A 19,900-nucleotide genomic window follows, 5' to 3' on the forward strand; every position below is an offset into this window, starting at 1 on the left:
AATAAAAAACCTCCTGCAATACGAATTTTGCAAGAGGCTTTCCTATTTCTTCTTTAATAAGATTATTCAGCTTTTTCTTTATTCTCCTCCGCTGGAGCTTCTGCAGGTGCGGGAGCATCCTCCACCGGCTTGTCAACTTTCACCTCTTCTCTTGAAACGTTTACAGTCACATTTACAGAAGCAGGCTGTGCCTGATATGGCATACGGTTTTTCGGATCTGCTCCGTAAGGATTAGGACCTACCGTACCATCTGCAAACAACATATACAATGCAAAAATCCAACCAATGATAGGCACACAGCACAACAAAATCAGCCAACCGGATTTGTTTAAGTCGTGCAGACGTTTCACACCCTGTGCCAAAGAGAACCAGATGGAAGCAATCATAGCAGCAAGACCGATCAATAAACCAAATACTGATCCACCGGCCGATCCGCTGGCAGCACCCAAAACAAATGTACCTACACCTAGCGCCCATGCAATACTGGAAACTATACCACCGATAATACCCGACAGGAAATATTCAATTCTACGAATACGCCCGTCAAATGAGAAAGGAGCTTTGAACATAATTTATTAAATTTATATGAATAAATAAGTGAGTTTTTATCCGTGTTTCTCAATATGAAAGCAAAGATATAAAAAAAATTAAATAAAGAAAGAAATCGGGCAAAAAGATTGAAAAAATGCCCTATTTTCTGTAGAAATCACAATTTCACTCCATCCCAATGTATTACTACCACCCACTCTTTCGGCTGACAAGTTCCGTAAGAACGGTGCGGAACCGTAGCAACCACCAAATCACAATGGGAAGACAGTACGATTCTTAACTCCTTCAGCAACATATCCAGCTGAATAATCAAATGAAGATATTTCGTCATACACCGGATCACCCGTACATACTGATAAATGCACATATCCTCTCCCCGCCTTATCTCCCCTAATGTTTTAGGAGAGATAGCGAATTCGCTTATGAAAAAACTGTTACTGAAAATACGATCCATATCCATTAAAGCCAATACCAAATTGCTTAAAAACTCATAAGGTTCCTGTTTTTCTTTTGCCATGTCATTCTATGATTAATAAATTATAATATTTCATTTTTTATTTGCTTTATCAAGTGCTATCCACATAGGGAAGCAACCCTATTTTTAATATCCCGACCTTTGTTCCCGTTATCTGATAGTCAGGTAGCTCAATCTTACAAAAACAATTTTATATGAAAGTTTTAGAAGAAATCAAAGTCTCGGTTTACGAAAATGTGTATTCAAAAAAGCCCCAAGTCATGTCTTTCCTTGAAGTCATTATTATGTGCATTCATCCGATCTATGCCTCCATCATAAACGCTATTCGGCGGTACCATGCAGAAGGAGACCATGCCGCAGCACAGAAGCTGAAAAACCAACTCCCCTGCTTCACTCCGGCAGGCACATTCGACGGAGCGCACGCTATCAAAAACTTTCTTCTCCCCAGCCATATTGTCGGACTTGATTACGATCATGTAAAAGATCGTCTTCAAGTCATCCAACGTTGTGCGGCAGATCCCCACACAGTAGCGGCAATAGAAAGCCCTACCGACGGAGTGAAAGTTTTCGCCTATGTAGAAGGTATCGAAAACCGCCATCGTGAAGGGCAGCAACTAGTGAGCCGCTACTACAATCAACTGCTGGGATTGGAGAGTGACCCGGCATGCAAGGACGAAAGTCGCATGTGTTATTTCAGTTATTCCCCCAACGGATATGTTGCGGCGCTCTATCAGGCATTTGTGTTGGAGCCACTTATAAAAGAAGAAACAAACACTTTCTCTGAAAATGAAGTGCTTCCTCCCTTTCCCCTTCAGGATAATACTCCAGAAAACGTGTCTGAAGAAGGAATCGCCCAATTTATTTCGTCCTATATTTTCTTTCATCCGCTAACAGCCGGTCAGCGCCATTCCAACGTCTTCAAACTTGCCTGCGAAGCCTGCCGCCGACACTATCCCCAGAAAAGCATATTACGCGAACTTACTGTATTTTTCGAGCACACGGATTTTCGTCCCGAAGAACTAACAAAGGTTTTATCGTCTGGATATAAACAAGTTAATGAACATGCACCCGCTTCCTCTCCGGCCAGCGCCCCTTCTTTTCAAAAGGACATAAGGACAAAAAGACAATATAGTACTGCAGAAAATTCCGATACCGACGACGAAGCCTATTGGCTGGGAGAAGAATTCCGAAAAGGAACTCCTTTATTTCCCCGCAGTTTGTACAATAATCTTCCCGACCTATTAAATGACTGTATCATTGAAGACGGAAGCGAACGCGAACAAGATGTCGCTCTCCTTTCCGATCTCACGGCCTTGAGCGCAGCACTTCCGCAGACTTTCGGAATTTATAATCATAAAAAATACTCCACGCATATATTCAGTGTCATACTTTCGCCTGCCGCCAGTGGTAAAAGTATCGCCCAAACCGGACGATACCTGTTGGAAGAAATACATTCAGAAATCCTGTCTACCAGTGAATCTATGATGAAAAACTACCAAACTGTACATAATAACTGGCAATCAGAATATCAAAAACAGAAAAAGAAAGGAGAAGCATGCTCCGAAGAACCGCAACGACCTCCTTTCAAAATGCTATTCATTCCTGCTACTACCAGCTATACCCGCATGCAAATGCAGATGCAGGACAACGGTCCACAGGGAAGCATCATTTTCGACACGGAGGCACAAACGCTATCCACAGCCAATCATCTGGATTGTGGCAATTTCGACGATATGCTCCGCAAGGCTTTTGAGCACGAAAATATAGATTCTTCCTACAAAGCCAACGGCCTCATTCCGATCTATATACGCCATCCCAAATTGGCTTTACTGCTGACGGGTACTCCCGGACAAATAGACGGCCTATTGAGCAGCTACGAAAACGGATTGCCCAGCCGCACCCTGATTTACACTTTCCGCGAAGCTCCGCACTGGAAAGAAATGGGCGACGACTGCGTCTCACTGGAAGATTCTTTCAAACCGATTGCGCATCGTGTCTCCGAATTATATCACTTCTGTCTGGCTCATCCGGTTCTTTTTCATTTCAACCGCCTGCAATGGAACCGTCTGAATGAGATTTTCTCACGTATGCTGTCCGAGGTGGCATTGGAAGGCAACGATGACCTCCAAGCTGTAGTGAAACGCTATGCTTTTCTGGTGATGCGTATCAGTATGATCCAGACCCGTATCCGGCAATTTGAGGCAACCGATCTTTCTCCCGAGATTTATTGCACGGACGCTGATTTTGAGCGTTCTCTTCAAATCGTTCTATGTTGTTACGAACATAGCCGGCTGTTGCACTCATCCATGCCGTCTCCTTCGGTCCGTCCACTGAAGAATCCGGACACTATTCGTAATTTCGTTCAAGAGTTGCCCGACAGTTTCACGACAGACGAAGCGATTCAGATTGGCGCAAAATACGATTTCAACCATCGTAAGGTAACACGTCTGCTAAAATCGCTTAATGGAGTAAAGATCAATAAGATATCTCATGGTTCCTATGCCAAGATGAATGAGCAATAGTCACATCTGTCCTTTTTGTCCTTTTGTCCTTTTGGAGGGCCCGGAAAAACATCGGGAGATTTGAAAAAAACATCTCAATGATTGATATCAAACATTGGGAAGTTTCGATACAAATCTCCCGATGTTTTTTCTTTTTATCTGTGCGCCTGTGTGCGTCATTATGCGTCATACCGCTTTCCCGATGTAGTACTTTTGTCATGTAATCGATTACAAGGCAATTAAACAATTAAAAATTAATGATTTAAAATTAAAAGTTATGGCACAGAATTACACTCTCATGGCTCGTAAGAACCTGTTGAAACCTAGTGAAACTCCGAAATTTTATGCAGTGGCGCGTAGCGGTCGTAAAGTGACGGTCAAGGAAGTTTGTAAACGTATCACTGAACGCTCTTCTTATTCCAAAGGGGAACTGGAAGGTTGTATCGGTGAGTTTTTGCTCGAAATCGTCAATGTACTGGATGAAGGAAATATCGTCCAGATGGGTGACCTGGGTAATTTCCGTATGAGTATCAAGACCGGTACTCCTACCGATACGGCAAAGGAATTCAAGGCATCATGCATTGATAAGGGCAAAGTGCTCTTCTATCCGGGTAGTGATCTCCGCAAGTTGTGTAAGACATTGGATTATACATTGTATAAAAGTGATTCTTCCACTGATTCGGATAAAGATCCGCTTCCTGATGATGGCGGTGATGATAATCAGGGAGGTTCCGGCAGCGGGGAAGCTCCGGACCCGGCAGCTTAATCAACCGGTTGTTGACTGGTTCTTGAGTTCATAATGTATCAGTAGTATTTATTCTTTAATTCAAATTTATATGAAAAAGCAACTTTGGAAAAACATTCTCCAGTTTATTGTAACTATCGCGACTTCGATCATTTCGGCTATCGGTGTAACGTCCTGCGTGGGACATTAATCTCCTGCTGACCGATATGGAAAATTCAGAAGAAAACTATCTCCCACGTGAGATTAAGTTGTTGGTGATTCATTGCAGCGCGACGCGCTGCAATGTTTCCTTCACCGTAGAGCAGCTTCGACAATGTCACCTGCAACGAGGTTTCAAGGACATAGGGTATCATTTTTACATCACCCGTAATGGGGAACTTCACCATTGTCGCCCGGTATCAGAGCCCGGTGCGCATGTGCGAGGTTTCAACCGGCATAGTATTGGAATTTGCTATGAAGGTGGGTTGGATGAAGAAGGTCGTCCGGCGGATACGAGAACACAGGCGCAGCGCTTCGCGCTACTTGACTTGTTGACGATTCTCAAACATCAGTATCCGGATGCGCAAATCCTGGGGCATTATCAACTTAGTGCTTCGATTCATAAGGCTTGTCCCTGTTTTGACAGTCGAAAAGAGTATATGAATATATAAAAAGAACTACGGGAGCTCGCGAAAGTGCAGTCTCCCGCAGTTTTTTATATTTATATCATTTACAGTTCCCCCGGCTTTCCCAAGTAATAGGTAATAAGCCGCACTTCTCTCACAGAAAATGCCTTTGTCTTCGGATGAAAGTCAGTAGATAGTATTTCATTCATCAACGGCTTGCATCTCCTCATCCACCTCCGAAGTTTATTGACCGAAGCACGAATCGTCAGATCAGGAAAATACATCTGGGCTAACTCTTGTTTATTATAACATTTCACTACAAAGTCTGAATGTTCCATTGTTTCTTTATTACTGTTTTCTATGCTATAAAGTTACAAATATTTCAACATATAAACAAAGAAAACTGATATTATTATCCAGTATAATGAGAGTAAAAAATATCAACGATCTTCACAGACAGTTGATATAGTGGGAAATTCACATCGGCTTTAACCTCCGATGTCAGGGCGTAGATCAGAAATGTACCGTCGTACGATTTCCAATCCACAATGTAGGAGAATCATGCCCTTACAGCATGAAGCTAGGGACCTACATTTTTTTCATCTCACATACGAAACACTCACGTGTTTATTACATCTCAACATTTTATTTTATACCATTTCTTATTGCCATATCATTTAAATCTAAAATTTTCACATCTTCATACATAATTATAAAACGACATTGTAATCTTCCAACACGACACACCCTATATACAGTTAGCAATCAACCATAACTGATAAAAGCATATATGAGTACATTGAATTAGCTCATATTTATTGTAGATTCTACCACAAATTAGAGTGAGTTATTACATATTGAAAATTATTTATACTATAAAAACAAACTACCAACTTGCTAGTATACAAATACTTCCCCATCAAAACATAATTCTGTCTCTACTAAATAGACATCATATGAGTGCCTTTTATATAGTTCTCTCCTCCCTATGTACCTTTAATTCTCCTTTTACATGATTTTCATAGAATTATGCAAAAGGATCTTTATAACGCCCCAATAATTGCTTAGCAAAGTAGTAAAAGAAACAAACATCATCTATAAAATAACGTCTAAAAAGGCGTTTCGGTTCTCTTAGAAAACGATAAAACCACTCCATTGCCATTTTTTGGAATAAAATAGGAGCACGTTTTATATTACCAGCTTCAAAGTCGATAGTTGCTCCAAGAGCCATAAAAAGTTTTATATTGAACATCTGACTACGATATTTAGCTATCCACTTTTCTTGTTTTGGAGCACCAACTCCCACTAATAATACAGTTGCACCGGAAGCATTTATTATATCAATCAATTCCATGCATTCTTTTTCATTCTTCTCAAATCCAAAAGACGGAGAATGAGTACCAACAACAATCTGCCTCCCTACTTTCCTGTTTATATTTTCCATTGCTTTATTAGCAACTCCTTTAGCAGCACCCAATAAAAAGATTCTGCAATCAGGATCATTGGCATGATAATTGTAAAATGCCGGAAAGAAACTTGAACCAGGAATAGCTTCAGGTATCGGATGTTTTAACAGTTTGGATATCCAATACAAAATCCGACTGTCGGACACCACCCAATCCGCTTGCCGATAGCTCTCATAAAATTCCCGATCATGTTGAAGCTTTACTAAGTGGTCAATATTGGGAGTATAAAGAACTCCCTCATTCAACTCACACAAAAGTCTATTTTGTGTAAAAGGCTGAATATCAATATTTAAAAAACAGATTCTATTTTCAGCTATCATTTGCTTTGATTTTTCTTTTATCTTCAAATAATCTTTATTCTTTTCAAAATCAAGTGATATAGAAAAGCTATAAAATATGAAAGGACTAGTGAGATAATAGCTATTATCACGGTAGACATTCCAAACTGATGCATATAATAAGAAGTACAACTAAAGACCAATATATGCACTAAATACCATTCGTAAGAAATTTTGTTTGTGAATATAAATACATTATTAATGAACTTGATCTTTAGTTTGTAGATAATCAGTAATACAGATAAATATCCCATCATAGAAGGAACATCATTATATAGTTTCCATATTCCTCCTTTTAGCCCAGCAAATCCCGTAAGAATTATACCTATCATACAAATTGGAATCAACACCTTAAAGCTCGGTATACAAAATTTCGCCGAGTTAGATTTATAATATGTAGCCAAATGTATGCCTAAAACAAATTCCCATAAATACTGCAAGAAAAAACTGTTCCACACACGTATCTCATTCTTTCCCAATACCGCCACAATCGTAGCCCATGCCAGACTTACTAACAATGCGTATATCACACCCTTGGGCCTATTAAATAATTTCAACACCCAAAACCATACTATATAAAACTGAAAGAGTGTTGAAATGAACCACATTTGACCTCCTAAAGAACTCTCTAAGTCATTAAAAAACATCTTGAAAAAAAACAGATGGCTTAGTACTTGAAGTATTTTATTCGGTGATGTATCGTAAAATGGAATCATAGCACTTACCAATACAACAATCAGGTATGGCAAATACACTTTAGTAAATCACCGTTTTATAAATTGGGAATATGTAAGCGGTTTGTTCAAATATGATAGACAAAGCCCAAACCCACTACATAAAATAAATATATGTACTCCCGCCCCTCCAAAAGAGGAAGCCTTCATGAAAAGAGGATTAATTGGATAGCTCTGTAGCAAGTGCATTAATACAATGGTAAAAATAGAAAAGCCTCGTAGAAAATCAATAATTTCTAACCGTTGTTTCATATTCTACTATTTATATCTAACTTAAACTTACTAATTGACTTAAAACACTTTAGATATACCATAAATTGATCCATCAATCCGCAAAAATATTTTACATTATTATTTAACAATAAATACTCATCTCTTATTTTACAATCCTTTTTTTCATTTGGCAATCAACATGCTTATATCTCTTTCATTTTACTTATCAACATTCGTGAGATTTCATCAGAGTCATATTGATGAGCAGTCTTTACAGCCTGTATTCTCATTGTATTTCGTTGTTCATCAGTAAGTTTATAAAAATAAGTAATCCTTTCCGCCAACTCATGACTATTGCCAGACTCAAATAAGAAACCTGTTATTCCATCCTTAATATATTCGGGTAAACAACCTATATTAGAACCAATTACAGGACACCCGCAAGCCATAGCTTCTATTCCTACAAGACCCAAACTTTCATAAAGCATTGTAGGAAATATCATTACATCAGATTGGTTATATAATTCATTTAACTCTTGATGTGTTTTAGGACCGAGATAACAACAGCAATCTGATAAATTAAACTCTTTAATCTTTTTATTTAAAAGTTCTGTTTGGCCCCCATAACCAACAAATAAAACTCTTTTTCCCGAGATTTCTCCACTCAATTTCAATTCCCCAATAGCATCAACTAAAACATCCCATCCTTTTCCTGCATCTATTCTTGATACATAAACAATTGTCCCTATTGACATTATATGACTATTTAAGCAAGTAAATACATTTTTATCTACACCTCCGGATGCACTCACAAACAATTGATTCAAAGAAATTCCCGGAATCTTATTTAAAACAATATTCTTGAAATATTCCGATGGTACTACTATCAAGTCGGAATTAATAAGCAGCGGAAATGCAAGGCTTAATAGCTTCTCTGATGTTTTATCAATCGTGACGATATCCCCCCCATGGATATTCATAACCAGTTTAAATTTCCTAAAGCACCTACAGAATCGTAATGCTGGAGCGGAATGTGTTATTTGATGATTATAAATAAAATCATATTTCGTAAAAAGCGTCTTATAGATGATGGCAAAATAAAAAATAATATACTTATATACTTTAACTATAAAGCTATTAGAACGACCTCGAATAAAACAGCAATCAAAAACGATATCATTCGTGTTATGTTCTATACTCTCCTTAAACATCTTTACAAATGTTCCATATGTTTTATCCTTTTCTGAAGGATACATATTTGAGATCAATAAAATTTTCATTGTTTCTTAAACATAGATGCCAATTTTACATAAATCAAAGCGATATAGTAATTAGGTAATTTTAATAATATTCTAAAAGGTAAAGGAAGACTTACAAAATACTTCCTATCCATTTTTTCTACCATTCCACGTGTAAAATAATAATATTCTTTATATCCCAGTCTGCAACACTTCACTAAATCACGCGCATAAATTTCCGCCTTAGAAAAGTTTAATGCATCTACATATTCAATACCCTTATCTTGGAAAAATTGCTCTAAGAGGTTCACAGAGATCATCACTTGTTCTGCAAGTTTAGGAGAATATGTAGCTGTATATGAATTATTATTTGTACAATTATAATGGTATAGTGCATCATTTATACTGCATACTTTTTGAGCATAAAAAGTTAACCTAGGCATCTGTTGATAATCTTCAGCATTATTTATTCCTTCAAGAGATTGAACATCATTATCAATATATAAGCATAGTCGTATAAGTCTTGCCCAAACACTTACTGGCACTTTTTTTCTTAATAACTGCAAAGTCATCTCTTTAGGAGTATTATATATAGGAGAAAACATTGTGGAGAATTTCCCTTTAGGCAGATGAACAATTGTATTGCATGTAACAATGTCAGCATCGTTTTGTCGTTGTGCACTAACAAGTTTTTCTACCATATCCAACTCTACAAAATCATCTGAATCTACCCACATTACAAATTCTCCAGACATCATACTAACAGCCTTATTTCTTACTGCTGACGAACCAACATTTACAGGTTGCCTTACTATTTTAACCTGCTGCATCCTAGCAGGATAATCCTCTAAAGTAGCTTTAAGTATACCAATACTATCATCTGGAGAATTATCATCAATAAATATATATTCTATATGAACATAAGTTTGTTCAAAAAGACTCCGGGCACAACGTTCAATATAGGACTCAACATTATATATCGGTACACCGATAGATACTAATGGATTCATAAATAAATTCTATTACAATGAAAGCCAAGAAGGAGGAAATATTTCAGGAATTTCATCTCCAATCCATTTCTTTGGCTTAATAACTAATTCTTTTTTATTTCCTAACATTGCCCCCCAAAAACTAAATGTGCTGTTGGCTATAATACTAGCCGTACATAAGGACATTAAATACATATCCAAATAACTATTCTCCTTCTTATTCCAATCTATATAATAAGCATTAGGTATATTCAGATTCACCTTAACCCACGGAATATCATCAGAAAACACAAAAAACACAGGTTTTTGGAACTTCTCTTTCATTACACTTATAGCCGACTCATAATATTGAGGCGTACAAGACTGTAAGAATAAGTCTTTACGACAACTATCGCAATAATCTCCTCTTCTCACATGCACTGATACTGAGTTCGTATTTCGTATCAAAGAGAGTATATCATCATTTTTCTTATTTAGAAATCCCTCTCTGAATCTCATTTTATCTACATTATTCTGGAAGTATTCTTTGTTTTGCCAATATCCGTCAAAGTAAACTTTCCAAGGCGAAAGTTGATCCTTCCCTATAAAATATTTTAATCCAAGCCCTCCCAAGGCTCTAATAAAAAAGGCAGAAGCATCACTTATAACAGTATGGGGCGGAAGTTGAATATCAAAAACCTTATCAACCTCAAGCCCATTATGTTTGTTGAGAATATTTCTGTTGTAATATCCATAAATATTTTGATTAGGATAGTTATCTCGAAGATATAAATAAAATAAATATTGAAACATCTGATTTCCGAGTCCAGGAGTAAATAAAACAATTTTCATGAGTGAATTTTATATTTATTATCGAAGCTAATTCCTACAATTACAATACCTGTTCTCCATATTACTTGCAGCTTGCATTTTTGGACTAAATATCAATGCATTCATCAAGGCAAATGGAATCCCCATAAGACCAGAGAACAGAAGATGTCCAGCGAAACATGATGCTGCAAGTATAAAAATATCCATTCCGAAAACAAACTTGGCATATTGACTTTTCTCCCTGTACCTAAAAGCTTTTACAATGAGAGAAAAATAAAATGAATAAACAATAATTAATCCAACGATTCCATAGTTGAGTAACGTATCCGCTTGATCCATTTCTACAGTTCTAGCTCCCCCCATTCCAAATAGTTTAACTACAATATTCCCTTCTTCCCACTCTACTCTCTCTTCCTCCCAAAAAGTATCACGTGAAGAATAGATGGCATTTACCCCATCTTTATCAAAGAAATACGTCCAACGATCAATTGCACCGCTATACTCAAGCAATGCATAACCACAGTATGATACCACGCATATTATAGAAAGTAAGACGATTAGCTTTATTTTTGACATTTTCAAGAAAGAACGAAAAATGCCATATTTCATGTGTACAAATGGAACTAGAATCAAACTTGTCAAAACAAGAAGTATGCCCGCCTTTGTTGTAACCAATAGAGCCGCTATTAAAAAAAGCAGGTTAACAACCAAAAGAATAATCTTCTTCGTAACATACCTATTATAAATAAAATAATAAGAAACACCATATAGAACAGCTTGCATTCCAGACATCTCATTGTGAGCATACATAAATCCCTTACACCCCCAACCTTCACCATAGGCATAATATCCTACTCCCAACAACCCACTATAAATATTCAACAAAAGTACAATAGAATTTATATAGAATATCACTTGTATATCCTTTTCTTGTATACTTTCCGATTTAAACACAACAACTGCAGCATAATATATAAAAACAACATTTACAAATTTCAGTAAATGGTTTATGGTTGGAACTATTTGAGAATCCGTATTAAGAATGACAAGTAATAAAAAAGCAGGAATATAAATTACAGTAAAAAACAGTAATCCTTTGAATCTTGGCGATGAACATAATATTTTAAAAGCAACTGACAAAATAAACGCCTTAAAAATAATGCCAATGGAAGATTCCATTCCCTTATTAAGAAAAAATCCGTTTATAGTATCCACTATAACCAAAAAGAATAATGGCTTCACTAGTAATTTACTGTCACATTTTATACTCATTATTCGTTCAATTCATTTTATTTTCTCTCGAAAAGACAACATCTTTTTCCAACAATATTACACACCCAATCAGTCATCTTATCAAAAACAGCATCCAACAAGTATCTCCTTATTAATTCAATATAAAAGTGACTAGAAGCATGATGATGGAATACAACAAAGTTCCAATCAAGTTCTTAAACATTTTTTTGCTCAACAAATTAACGAATTTATGAATATAAGGAGATATAAAGAAAATAATACTAACTATTAGCGCATGACAGCAGAAAGCATTTTACGTAAAACTTTCTTCATCCATTCAGGTAATATTGCTATAAGCTCCGACTTAACATTAAGAGGATATGTCAGAACCGTTTTAAAGAACGACTCCAAATCTTTTTCATCTAAACGCTTATATATTATATCACGCATATCGGGCCTTGGTGTGGGGGCAACCAAGTTTCTCTGGAATTTCATTACATCATTTAATGACACTTCTTCCATATCAAACAGACTCTTAAACATAGGTATAAGTGCCATGACATTAGGAGTGTTTAAAATAAGACAGGATACTCCTTTCTTTGAAAAAAAATCAGGAAGTATCGACTCTATACCCCAAAAATCACCAATTGTTACATCTCCTACACGCTCTGGTCTGCTATACGAACAACGGTAACAACATTCACGATATGTATCACCTTTAAGAAAATGATAATAATAAGGGTCTATGACACAACTTCTCGTTTTTGTTTTTGTTTTCGTTTTTATTTTAACATTTAATCCCCAGCCCGAACTTTTATCACGAAAATTAAAATCAATTATCGGCTCTCCATATCTATGCTCGAGCCATTGAATATAACTTTTGAAAAGTTTAATACTAGGAACCCCGTGGCATATCAGATCAATAGTCAACAGATTAGATTTGTCTACATTTCCTAAAAAAGAGTTCAATCCTGCGATTTGACATGGTGTACCACTATATAACACTTTAATCCCTTGACTTAAAAGACAACGAACCTCTGAATAAGTATGCAATGTATCGCTTTGAACATATTTTGAACTTTGAAGCGAAGGGAGATCATCCAAGCTCCTAATAATTTTATGCCCAACATTCCATCCTTTATAATAAGATGCTCCAACACATACTCCATTTTGTTCCAAAAAATATCGTGCCAATGCTGCAAATGCTCCTCCTGATGCACTTTTATAAAGCTCTTTATCATTTTTAGATTTTACAGCAAAAACCTTTTCGGATAGTGGGTAAACTTTCAAATTATTTTGTGGACAACGTCTTTGGCATAATCCACAATCCACACACTGATCTAAATCGATAAAAGGCTCAAGAAACCCTTCAGACGAAAATTTCATTGAAATGCAAGACTTCGGACATACTTGTTCACATGTTCTACATCCTGTACAAAATTCTGTTATATTCTCCATTATTCAATAGCTCTATAAAGAAAGTCATCCCCTATTCTTCTGTATCTCGCAAAAATAGCATTCACTTCTTCCCAATTGATAGGATCGTTCCCCATTACACGCCAATCTTCAGAGTTTATTACATGTAGCCGTTCGAGATTAGTTAATTTCAATAAGTCTTCTATACGACCTGAAAAACGATCAGGATAAATACAAATTGGGGTTGTATTGAGATTAAGACTAAATGCCGTAGCATGAAAAGAATCAGTTATCACATAATCTGCAAAAGCAATATAAGATGGAAAATCAAATGGTTCTGGCAAGAAAAGCAATTTTCCGCTTTTAAATATCTGATGGACATTAGCACCAAAACGAATCAACTTCAAACCTTTTTGGCGGGCGAAAGATTCTGCAAAGTCATTAAACCAAGGATGTTTATTCAATTGATAAACCAATACATAATGTTCTTCGGAAGGCTTTCGTATATACCTATGCCAAAAAGCAGCATCTAATTGTAATGTAGGATCCAAAACATGAACAGATCCTGAAATACCCAACTCCTCTATGATTTTCACCCCACTTTCTTCACGTAGTGAAATAGCAGCATATCTTAATAAATATTTTCGTATTTCTTCTTTTTCAGAATCTTCCAAAGATGTTTTTCCAAAACTGGCTGCGTATGATATCTTTTTAATATTATCCGGGCAAAAAGTCAAAAAATATGATTTCAAAATTCTCCCATACCATCCACTATTCCATGTCTGATCACTGCCGGTACAATAAATATCCGCATCTATCTGTAATTTATCAAAATCATCCTCACAATTTAACACAGGACCTCGAGAAGAAATATTATCATTACGAAACTGTCCAAAAACTTTATCCTGACGCCATAAATAAAAGAAATATAGTATCGATTTTATTGCCTTTTTAGCTAGACTGTCATTCCTGGTTGCCATCTGGACTCTTTTCCACAAACTAACAGAAGAAAGACGTCTATAATCAATAATATTAGTAATCAATCCCAGTCTCTTAAAAATTTCTTGAGTTGCAAATGTTTGAAGAACAGAACCATAATTAGGCACATCATGCAATGTTAAAATTGATATTCTTTTCTGAATCGACATGTAACCATACTATTTTCCGCCACGCCAATTTTATCGGCTGTCTTTCAGCCGATAAAATAAAAATGCCCGTAAGAAAATATTTTTGTTTTAACATTCCGGTTTATAGAAACATGGCAGAAGAGCCTTCTTGTCGCAGTCCTTACCATGAAGAATACATTCAAACAAGTGTTTCAGGTAATTCTGAGGGTCTATGCCGTTCAACTTACAGCTTTCTATCAGAGAGAAGGTGAATGCAGAGTTTTCTGCCGCATCCTCACTGCCAACGTTCATACAGTTCTTGAGCAGCAGCTTTACAGGTTTCATCCTTTGCTCACAGAGGTTGTTCGAGATTTCTGCTGAACCGTCCTTGAGGATATTTCTCAAGGATTTCCACTGGTTTATCGTATAGTTCACGGCCTTTCTCATCAGTTCGTTAGCCATAATCTTCGCATCCTGCATCATAATGACCACCTTATGATGGATACGTTCAAGAATCGGTCCTGTTAGCTTAAGCCTTCTTTCCTTAATCTGCTCACCGCTGAGTTTCATCATACGGAACAGGTCTTCATTTCTGAACATCTCACCGATAGGATCTATTATGTCCATCGCTGTTCTGTCTGAAGGCAGGGCATCAACCCACAACCTTCTACAATGCGTCCAGCATCCTATATGAAGCACCTTTGAGTCGTCTCCGTCAAACATCCTGTAAACCGTATATCCGTCAGTGGATATGGTTCCCATAAAATATTCCAGGAATGATTTTGCCGCATCGGACGACCTGCTGCCGTTATTATAGTGATAATAGACCATCTTAATATGCTTGGCAAAGAAAGCCCATAAGTACTTTCTCCTGTAAGCCTTACCTTCCTTTGTTTCCACTCCAACAAGCTCAGTAGTCTCATCAACCATAAGGTAATTAGCTCTCTGTACAAACTCCTTGAAGACATCTTCCATGAACTCCCTTAGTTTGGCGATTCCGTTATGGATATAGCTGTTCAGCGTGGTATTGCTTATGTGGATACCCTCTCTTGCAAGCAGTCTTATCTGTCTGTTCTCAGGCATGCTGAAGTCATATTTCAGACAAAGCAGACGGGCAAGCAGTTCAGGAGAGAAGATACCTCCAAGGTTTTTCAGCGGATGTTCCATGGTGCTTGTGAAAGTGCCGTCCGCAAGCTTTACCCTTGCCACCTTGTAAACATGCTCCACGTTATAAGCCCTTACATGTTCTATGACCCTGTATTCCCACACATCAGGCATACCGTTGCGGTTCATAAACCGTCCCCCTTCTGGAAGCGTGTAATACTCGTCCACTTCATGTACTACCACCTTGTCAACTTTCAATTTTGTTTTCCCGGCACGTGGTGCGGTTTCCTTTCTCCTTGAAGGTTTGCTGTTCTGGGCAGGTATGTTGCCGGAAGAGGTATTGCTGCCGGTTTCGTTATCATCGGTCTTATTATTATCATCCTTCCTGTCAGAACCGTCATACTCGGATTGTTCCAGAGCGGACTTGTCGAGATTACGGTTGTTCAACAGCCTTCTTTGCTCGGAAGTACGGCCGAAACGGTGTTTCCTGCTGTCCTCAAGCTGAAGTCTGAGATTGGAGATCTCGTTTGCCAGCATCCTGTTCACCTCATCCTTTGCTTCAAGCTGCTTTCTCATAAGTTCCATTTCTTTCCTGTAATGTTCAACCGTGGTTGACTGCTTTTCGATGGTATCTTTGAGATCATTGATGGTATCTATCAGATTTTTAGAGTTCTCCCTGTTGGATTCTTCAATAGACTCAAGCCTCGCAATCAATTCTTTATTCTGTTTGCGAAGACCTGCCTTTTCCTCATTCGCCAGACCCAGCTGGCAGCAAAGTAACTCGTATGCTCTTTCATCAATCATGATATAAAGGTACGAAAAATCAGGCACTTACGCAAACTTTTTACCGTTTATTTTTTATACTATCCTGTTGATAATCAGTATGTTAATATTAGCCTTTCGGACTAACGTACATCTTGTCAACTACAATGCTTTCCGTAAGATAAGCCATGTCCGACCACTGTATCCGGTAGCACCTGGAGACTTCATCAAATACAGGTTTCTTGAATTTGCCCATAACAGGACGTTTTTCGTAAAGCACATAAAAACCGCGTTCGTAATGAAGTATCTTCACAACCTTTCGGTTCCGGGACATGAACATATATACATTGGACGCATCGCTCGGGTCAAGGGACATTTCTTCCCTTATACTCTCACACAGACGGAAAATGCCTTTCCGCAAATCAACATTACCGTTAAACAGGTAATAGTTAAGGTTAGCACTCAGTCCAAGCATATCATCCTATCATTTTATTAAGCAACAGGCTCAAATCAAGAACGGTGGTGTTTCTCAGGAACAGTGTTGCGCCAGACGCCAGCTGTAACTTGATCCATTTTATTGGTGGTTCACCTTCAGGATGTTTCACGTCCAACTTCACAGTTGGACTATTGCATGGTTTCCCGGTTATCTGGACTTTGGCAACCTTGGGCTGCTCAACCTGGACTGTCTTGCCTAACTTCTCACTCCACAACTGGTGACGCTGCCAGTTCATGAACTTGTCGTAATTTACACCATAATCAGCACAGAACTCTCGAAGATCTTTGGTCTCGCTGCATAACTGGTAGAGGTCATATACCTCCTGATAGTTTACTTTTTCTTTTGCCATAATCATTCTTGTTAAAGGTTACGGCGCAAAGATATGGCGGCTAACAACTTATGTCAAGGCGGAAAATAGAATGGTTACAATCGACATAATAAAAATTTAAGTTCTATCTATAATGTTATATTAAACAATCTCGCCAATTTACACAAAAACAAATCTTTTAAAGTGTACTTCATTGGGTATATTGTTTCCGGTAACGACATTTTTTCAATCACAGAGCTATATGAGTCTATTTTATTAACCTCATTTGCAATGAGATTGAACATATTGTATTTATCCAATACCAAATTTCTTGCTACAGAGACAGCTTCTTTAGATGCTGAAAAGAGATCCTGATCTATTATTTTTTTAATAGCGCTTATCGTTTTTTCATAGTCTCTTATATCAACTTTCAGCATACTATCCTGCTTAAAATAATCGCTAATATTTGGACAACCATAATATATAGGATAACAACCCGCTAAATAAGAATCTGCCAATTTTTCTGTCCAATAATCCATACATTGCCCATTTTCAATAGCCAGCACATATTTATATTTAGACATCACTTCCAATTTGTCATCAACAGGATTATAACCATTGCCATATACATCAATAAAATCAATATGATTCTTTAATATTTTATTAGCAAAATTTACTCTATCTCGATGTCCCTTAGTAAACTTTTTATTTGACGTTATGAAACATACTTTATCTAATCGAGATTCTTTCGCTTCATAGTGTTTAAAATCCTGATAGGACATAAATGTATCAGGATCATCTTTAAAGACATTAGCTCCTATTTTACAACCTGCCATCCAAGCAAGAGTAGGCATTAATCTTCGCATAAGGCCTTTGTTAATCATCTTAGGCTGGCATCCAAAAACATAACCAAATTGTTCTCGAAACGCTTTAGGATATCGTTTCACATACGGCGGCTCTCCCAAAAAGCACAATCTTTTTTCTTTTGGACACAATGTTGGTAATTCTTTTTCAAGTCCCCATACAACAAGATAATCATATTCTTTAGGTTCTTCAAAATAAAATTCACAATTTCCCCATATACACCGCTTAGAATCAGGGAATTGACGCCAAATAGGAATAGAAAATGGTCCAGGAATATAAATTTTTATCATAATAATATTATAACTGTTTCTTTTGCTTAAAAACAAATTAATTCTGAAAGTTTATTGTTATTGTTTCATTATTGTATAAATCATTTCTCACTTATATTCTCTATTTATCTTGCAATAAAAATATTTTACCATATTTTTCACATATTCCTTTTCTATCATTTCCATTACAAAGAACCAAACACAAAATATGAAAACTATTAAAACGATAATTATTGTAATACAAATACTTAATGTGCTATTCCCCAATAAAGAACGGACTAATACCCCTAAAGCAACGGAAAACAAAAACGTTATATATGGTCTTTTTACATATCCATTAAAAAATGTTCTGATATTTAATCGACATATTTTTCTTGCAAAATATACAGTTTTTAGTTCATATATTATTCCCCATACAAAGAATGAAACAACAATATATGCCATAGGAGAATACCCCATATAAAATAATAAGATTAATAGAAGCAAGGGAAACATGTTGATTAATGAACTGTAGAAGCTGTTTCCTTTTATTTTTCCTGTAGCACCAATACTTGTCTCTAAAGGAAGTAATAAGCACTCATTCAAAGTTCTAAGAATCCCAACTAATGTCATGAGGTAAGCCCACTGTGGTACATTTACTAACCACCATACTAACAATTTATCAAGACATACCAATGCAGGAGCAGCAAAAAGAGCGAATATCAAAAAAGAATATTTACAACTATACATTGAAACCTGAAGCATATTTTCTCTATTATTCTCCCCTTCAGATTTTACAATAACAGGATTAACAGCTTTAATCATATTATTCGAGAATGCTTGTAACTGAGATATCACTTGACTTGCTATTGATATTGCTGCATTAATGACTGCTCCAAAATAATGGTTCATTAATAAACCCGCACCATAATTTCCTACCATACTTGTAAACTGTGTGGATAGTTTCCATGATGCAAAAGATGCCATCTGTTTCATTTTTTTCTTCGAAAAATATGTTACTGGCTTAAAAACACATTCAGGATAATGCTTATGGCAATATATTTGCATAGCCATCATAACAGCAATAGATAATGCCGCCATTAAAATACCGTATACAATCAATTTATCTCCAGATACAAATGTTGTAATATAAACCGCGATTGTTAGCTTTCCAAAAGAATCTATTATACCCACTATTGAATAGTATAACATATTTTCATGAGAATTAATTACAGCATCATATGGCACAGATAATACTGTAATTACTACACTAAACACCATAGAATAATAAACCACTTTTGCTGCATACAGCCTTTCAATAGGAATATTTATTATCTTATCAAAAAATAGATATGAAAAGGAACAAAGCAATATACACGCACAAACAGCAATAATAAAATGCAACATCATACTTACATTAAACACCTGTTTTTTATCTTCAAAATTACCAGATCCTTCTGAATAACTCATAAATCGTTGAGTAGTAGCCGCCATAGACGCAGACAAAAAGCCAAGCATATTAACTGCCCCACCAATCACTCCAAAGATACCATAATCCACGACTCCTAATGATTTCAGAACTAAGCGAGTGGTATAAAGTGTAAAAAATATAGTAATACACATCTTTCCATAAAGAAAAAATGTATTTTTAACTATTTTATTGGGATTACGGCTCATATTCTAATTGTAAAATTCACTCAT

The 19,900-nt window shown here is 36.6% G+C and carries 19 protein-coding genes and 1 pseudogene; 4 read left to right on the top strand and 16 right to left on the bottom strand.

Annotated features, from left to right (window positions below):
• Positions 1–62 precede the first annotated feature (62 nt).
• Positions 63–569 carry a DUF805 domain-containing protein gene (locus tag Bovatus_RS06670; protein ID WP_004296635.1) on the bottom strand — a complete coding sequence of 169 codons (507 nt, stop codon included), beginning with the start codon at positions 567–569 and terminating at the stop codon, positions 63–65.
• Positions 570–706: 137 nt separating this feature from the next.
• On the bottom strand, positions 707–1,066 hold the full coding sequence (locus Bovatus_RS06675) for a hypothetical protein (protein WP_004296634.1): 360 nt from the start codon (positions 1,064–1,066) through the stop codon (positions 707–709).
• 152 nt (positions 1,067–1,218) lie between these two features.
• Between Bovatus_RS06675 and Bovatus_RS06680 the strand changes: the two genes are divergently transcribed.
• From Bovatus_RS06680 to Bovatus_RS24620, 4 genes are all read left to right on the top strand, one after another.
• On the top strand, positions 1,219–3,546 hold the full coding sequence (locus tag Bovatus_RS06680; protein WP_004296633.1) for a DUF3987 domain-containing protein: 2,328 nt from the start codon (positions 1,219–1,221) through the stop codon (positions 3,544–3,546).
• A 256-nt stretch (positions 3,547–3,802) separates the two neighbouring features.
• Complete coding sequence (locus tag Bovatus_RS06685) at positions 3,803–4,291, top strand: HU family DNA-binding protein (protein ID WP_004296631.1); 489 nt, start codon at positions 3,803–3,805, stop codon at positions 4,289–4,291.
• A 70-nt stretch (positions 4,292–4,361) separates the two neighbouring features.
• Positions 4,362–4,460, top strand: a complete 99-nt coding sequence (locus Bovatus_RS25475; protein ID WP_004303901.1) for a smalltalk protein — start codon at positions 4,362–4,364, stop codon at positions 4,458–4,460.
• 16 nt (positions 4,461–4,476) lie between these two features.
• The gene (locus Bovatus_RS24620; RefSeq protein ID WP_008020284.1) at positions 4,477–4,920 is read left to right on the top strand and encodes an N-acetylmuramoyl-L-alanine amidase; all 444 of its coding nucleotides are present in this window, start codon (positions 4,477–4,479) and stop codon (positions 4,918–4,920) included.
• A gap of 59 nt (positions 4,921–4,979) precedes the next feature.
• Here Bovatus_RS24620 and Bovatus_RS06690 read toward each other — a convergent pair whose 3' ends face one another.
• The 14 genes and pseudogenes from Bovatus_RS06690 to Bovatus_RS06755 all read right to left on the bottom strand — a co-directional run bounded on the left by Bovatus_RS06690 (position 4,980) and on the right by Bovatus_RS06755 (position 19,876).
• Positions 4,980–5,213, bottom strand: coding sequence for a DUF4248 domain-containing protein (locus Bovatus_RS06690; protein WP_004296628.1), 234 nt, complete (start codon positions 5,211–5,213; stop codon positions 4,980–4,982).
• Positions 5,214–5,902: 689 nt separating this feature from the next.
• A complete protein-coding gene (locus Bovatus_RS06695) occupies positions 5,903–6,661 on the bottom strand; it encodes a WecB/TagA/CpsF family glycosyltransferase (protein WP_052587855.1) in 759 nt (252 codons plus the stop codon).
• Between the two features lie 23 nt (positions 6,662–6,684).
• A pseudogene (locus tag Bovatus_RS06700) lies at positions 6,685–7,665 on the bottom strand (acyltransferase family protein).
• Between the two features lie 164 nt (positions 7,666–7,829).
• Complete coding sequence (locus Bovatus_RS06705; protein ID WP_004296624.1) at positions 7,830–8,906, bottom strand: glycosyltransferase family 4 protein; 1,077 nt, start codon at positions 8,904–8,906, stop codon at positions 7,830–7,832.
• Positions 8,903–9,874, bottom strand: coding sequence for a glycosyltransferase family 2 protein (locus tag Bovatus_RS06710; protein WP_004296623.1), 972 nt, complete (start codon positions 9,872–9,874; stop codon positions 8,903–8,905). The genes Bovatus_RS06705 and Bovatus_RS06710 overlap by 4 nt, the downstream gene beginning before the upstream one ends.
• Positions 9,875–9,886: 12 nt before the next feature.
• Entirely contained in the window at positions 9,887–10,684 is a 798-nt protein-coding gene (locus Bovatus_RS06715) for an alpha-1,2-fucosyltransferase (protein WP_004296622.1), read from the bottom strand.
• Positions 10,685–10,711: 27 nt separating this feature from the next.
• On the bottom strand, positions 10,712–11,842 hold the full coding sequence (locus Bovatus_RS06720; RefSeq protein ID WP_167560851.1) for an O-antigen ligase family protein: 1,131 nt from the start codon (positions 11,840–11,842) through the stop codon (positions 10,712–10,714).
• Between the two features lie 342 nt (positions 11,843–12,184).
• Positions 12,185–13,354, bottom strand: a complete 1,170-nt coding sequence (locus Bovatus_RS06725) for a Coenzyme F420 hydrogenase/dehydrogenase, beta subunit C-terminal domain (protein ID WP_070275893.1) — start codon at positions 13,352–13,354, stop codon at positions 12,185–12,187.
• Complete coding sequence (locus Bovatus_RS06730) at positions 13,354–14,460, bottom strand: polysaccharide pyruvyl transferase family protein (protein ID WP_081015846.1); 1,107 nt, start codon at positions 14,458–14,460, stop codon at positions 13,354–13,356. Before Bovatus_RS06730 ends, Bovatus_RS06725 begins: the two co-directional genes overlap by 1 nt.
• 87 nt (positions 14,461–14,547) lie before the next feature.
• Positions 14,548–16,326 carry an IS66 family transposase gene (gene tnpC / locus Bovatus_RS06735; protein ID WP_004300191.1) on the bottom strand — a complete coding sequence of 593 codons (1,779 nt, stop codon included), beginning with the start codon at positions 16,324–16,326 and terminating at the stop codon, positions 14,548–14,550.
• An 88-nt stretch (positions 16,327–16,414) separates the two neighbouring features.
• A complete protein-coding gene (tnpB, locus tag Bovatus_RS06740) occupies positions 16,415–16,759 on the bottom strand; it encodes an IS66 family insertion sequence element accessory protein TnpB (protein WP_004297053.1) in 345 nt (114 codons plus the stop codon).
• A gap of 1 nt (position 16,760) precedes the next feature.
• Complete coding sequence (locus Bovatus_RS06745; RefSeq protein ID WP_170834904.1) at positions 16,761–17,129, bottom strand: hypothetical protein; 369 nt, start codon at positions 17,127–17,129, stop codon at positions 16,761–16,763.
• 107 nt (positions 17,130–17,236) lie between these two features.
• Positions 17,237–18,241: a glycosyltransferase family 10 domain-containing protein gene (locus tag Bovatus_RS06750; protein ID WP_004297012.1), complete on the bottom strand. Its 1,005-nt coding sequence runs from the start codon at positions 18,239–18,241 to the stop codon at positions 17,237–17,239.
• Between the two features lie 87 nt (positions 18,242–18,328).
• Positions 18,329–19,876, bottom strand: coding sequence for an MATE family efflux transporter (locus Bovatus_RS06755; protein ID WP_004297013.1), 1,548 nt, complete (start codon positions 19,874–19,876; stop codon positions 18,329–18,331).
• Positions 19,877–19,900: the final 24 nt, after the last annotated feature.

This window comes from Bacteroides ovatus, from assembly GCF_001314995.1.
Taxonomy (GTDB): Bacteria; Bacteroidota; Bacteroidia; order Bacteroidales; family Bacteroidaceae; genus Bacteroides; species Bacteroides ovatus.

What these genes read in the sequence shown, in the direction of transcription:
- Bovatus_RS06670 (WP_004296635.1), bottom strand. Translation starts at nt 569, where the DNA reads ATGTTCAAAGCTCCTTTCTCATTTGACGGGCGTATTCGTAGAATTGAA.
- Bovatus_RS06675 (WP_004296634.1), bottom strand. Translation starts at nt 1,066, where the DNA reads ATGGCAAAAGAAAAACAGGAACCTTATGAGTTTTTAAGCAATTTGGTA.
- Bovatus_RS06680 (WP_004296633.1), top strand. Translation starts at nt 1,219, where the DNA reads ATGAAAGTTTTAGAAGAAATCAAAGTCTCGGTTTACGAAAATGTGTAT.
- Bovatus_RS06685 (WP_004296631.1), top strand. Translation starts at nt 3,803, where the DNA reads ATGGCACAGAATTACACTCTCATGGCTCGTAAGAACCTGTTGAAACCT.
- Bovatus_RS25475 (WP_004303901.1), top strand. Translation starts at nt 4,362, where the DNA reads ATGAAAAAGCAACTTTGGAAAAACATTCTCCAGTTTATTGTAACTATC.
- Bovatus_RS24620 (WP_008020284.1), top strand. Translation starts at nt 4,477, where the DNA reads ATGGAAAATTCAGAAGAAAACTATCTCCCACGTGAGATTAAGTTGTTG.
- Bovatus_RS06690 (WP_004296628.1), bottom strand. Translation starts at nt 5,213, where the DNA reads ATGGAACATTCAGACTTTGTAGTGAAATGTTATAATAAACAAGAGTTA.
- Bovatus_RS06695 (WP_052587855.1), bottom strand. Translation starts at nt 6,661, where the DNA reads ATGATAGCTGAAAATAGAATCTGTTTTTTAAATATTGATATTCAGCCT.
- Bovatus_RS06705 (WP_004296624.1), bottom strand. Translation starts at nt 8,906, where the DNA reads ATGAAAATTTTATTGATCTCAAATATGTATCCTTCAGAAAAGGATAAA.
- Bovatus_RS06710 (WP_004296623.1), bottom strand. Translation starts at nt 9,874, where the DNA reads ATGAATCCATTAGTATCTATCGGTGTACCGATATATAATGTTGAGTCC.
- Bovatus_RS06715 (WP_004296622.1), bottom strand. Translation starts at nt 10,684, where the DNA reads ATGAAAATTGTTTTATTTACTCCTGGACTCGGAAATCAGATGTTTCAA.
- Bovatus_RS06720 (WP_167560851.1), bottom strand. Translation starts at nt 11,842, where the DNA reads ATGGAATCTTCCATTGGCATTATTTTTAAGGCGTTTATTTTGTCAGTT.
- Bovatus_RS06725 (WP_070275893.1), bottom strand. Translation starts at nt 13,354, where the DNA reads ATGGAGAATATAACAGAATTTTGTACAGGATGTAGAACATGTGAACAA.
- Bovatus_RS06730 (WP_081015846.1), bottom strand. Translation starts at nt 14,460, where the DNA reads ATGTCGATTCAGAAAAGAATATCAATTTTAACATTGCATGATGTGCCT.
- tnpC (WP_004300191.1), bottom strand. Translation starts at nt 16,326, where the DNA reads ATGATTGATGAAAGAGCATACGAGTTACTTTGCTGCCAGCTGGGTCTG.
- tnpB (WP_004297053.1), bottom strand. Translation starts at nt 16,759, where the DNA reads ATGCTTGGACTGAGTGCTAACCTTAACTATTACCTGTTTAACGGTAAT.
- Bovatus_RS06745 (WP_170834904.1), bottom strand. Translation starts at nt 17,129, where the DNA reads ATGGCAAAAGAAAAAGTAAACTATCAGGAGGTATATGACCTCTACCAG.
- Bovatus_RS06750 (WP_004297012.1), bottom strand. Translation starts at nt 18,241, where the DNA reads ATGATAAAAATTTATATTCCTGGACCATTTTCTATTCCTATTTGGCGT.
- Bovatus_RS06755 (WP_004297013.1), bottom strand. Translation starts at nt 19,876, where the DNA reads ATGAGCCGTAATCCCAATAAAATAGTTAAAAATACATTTTTTCTTTAT.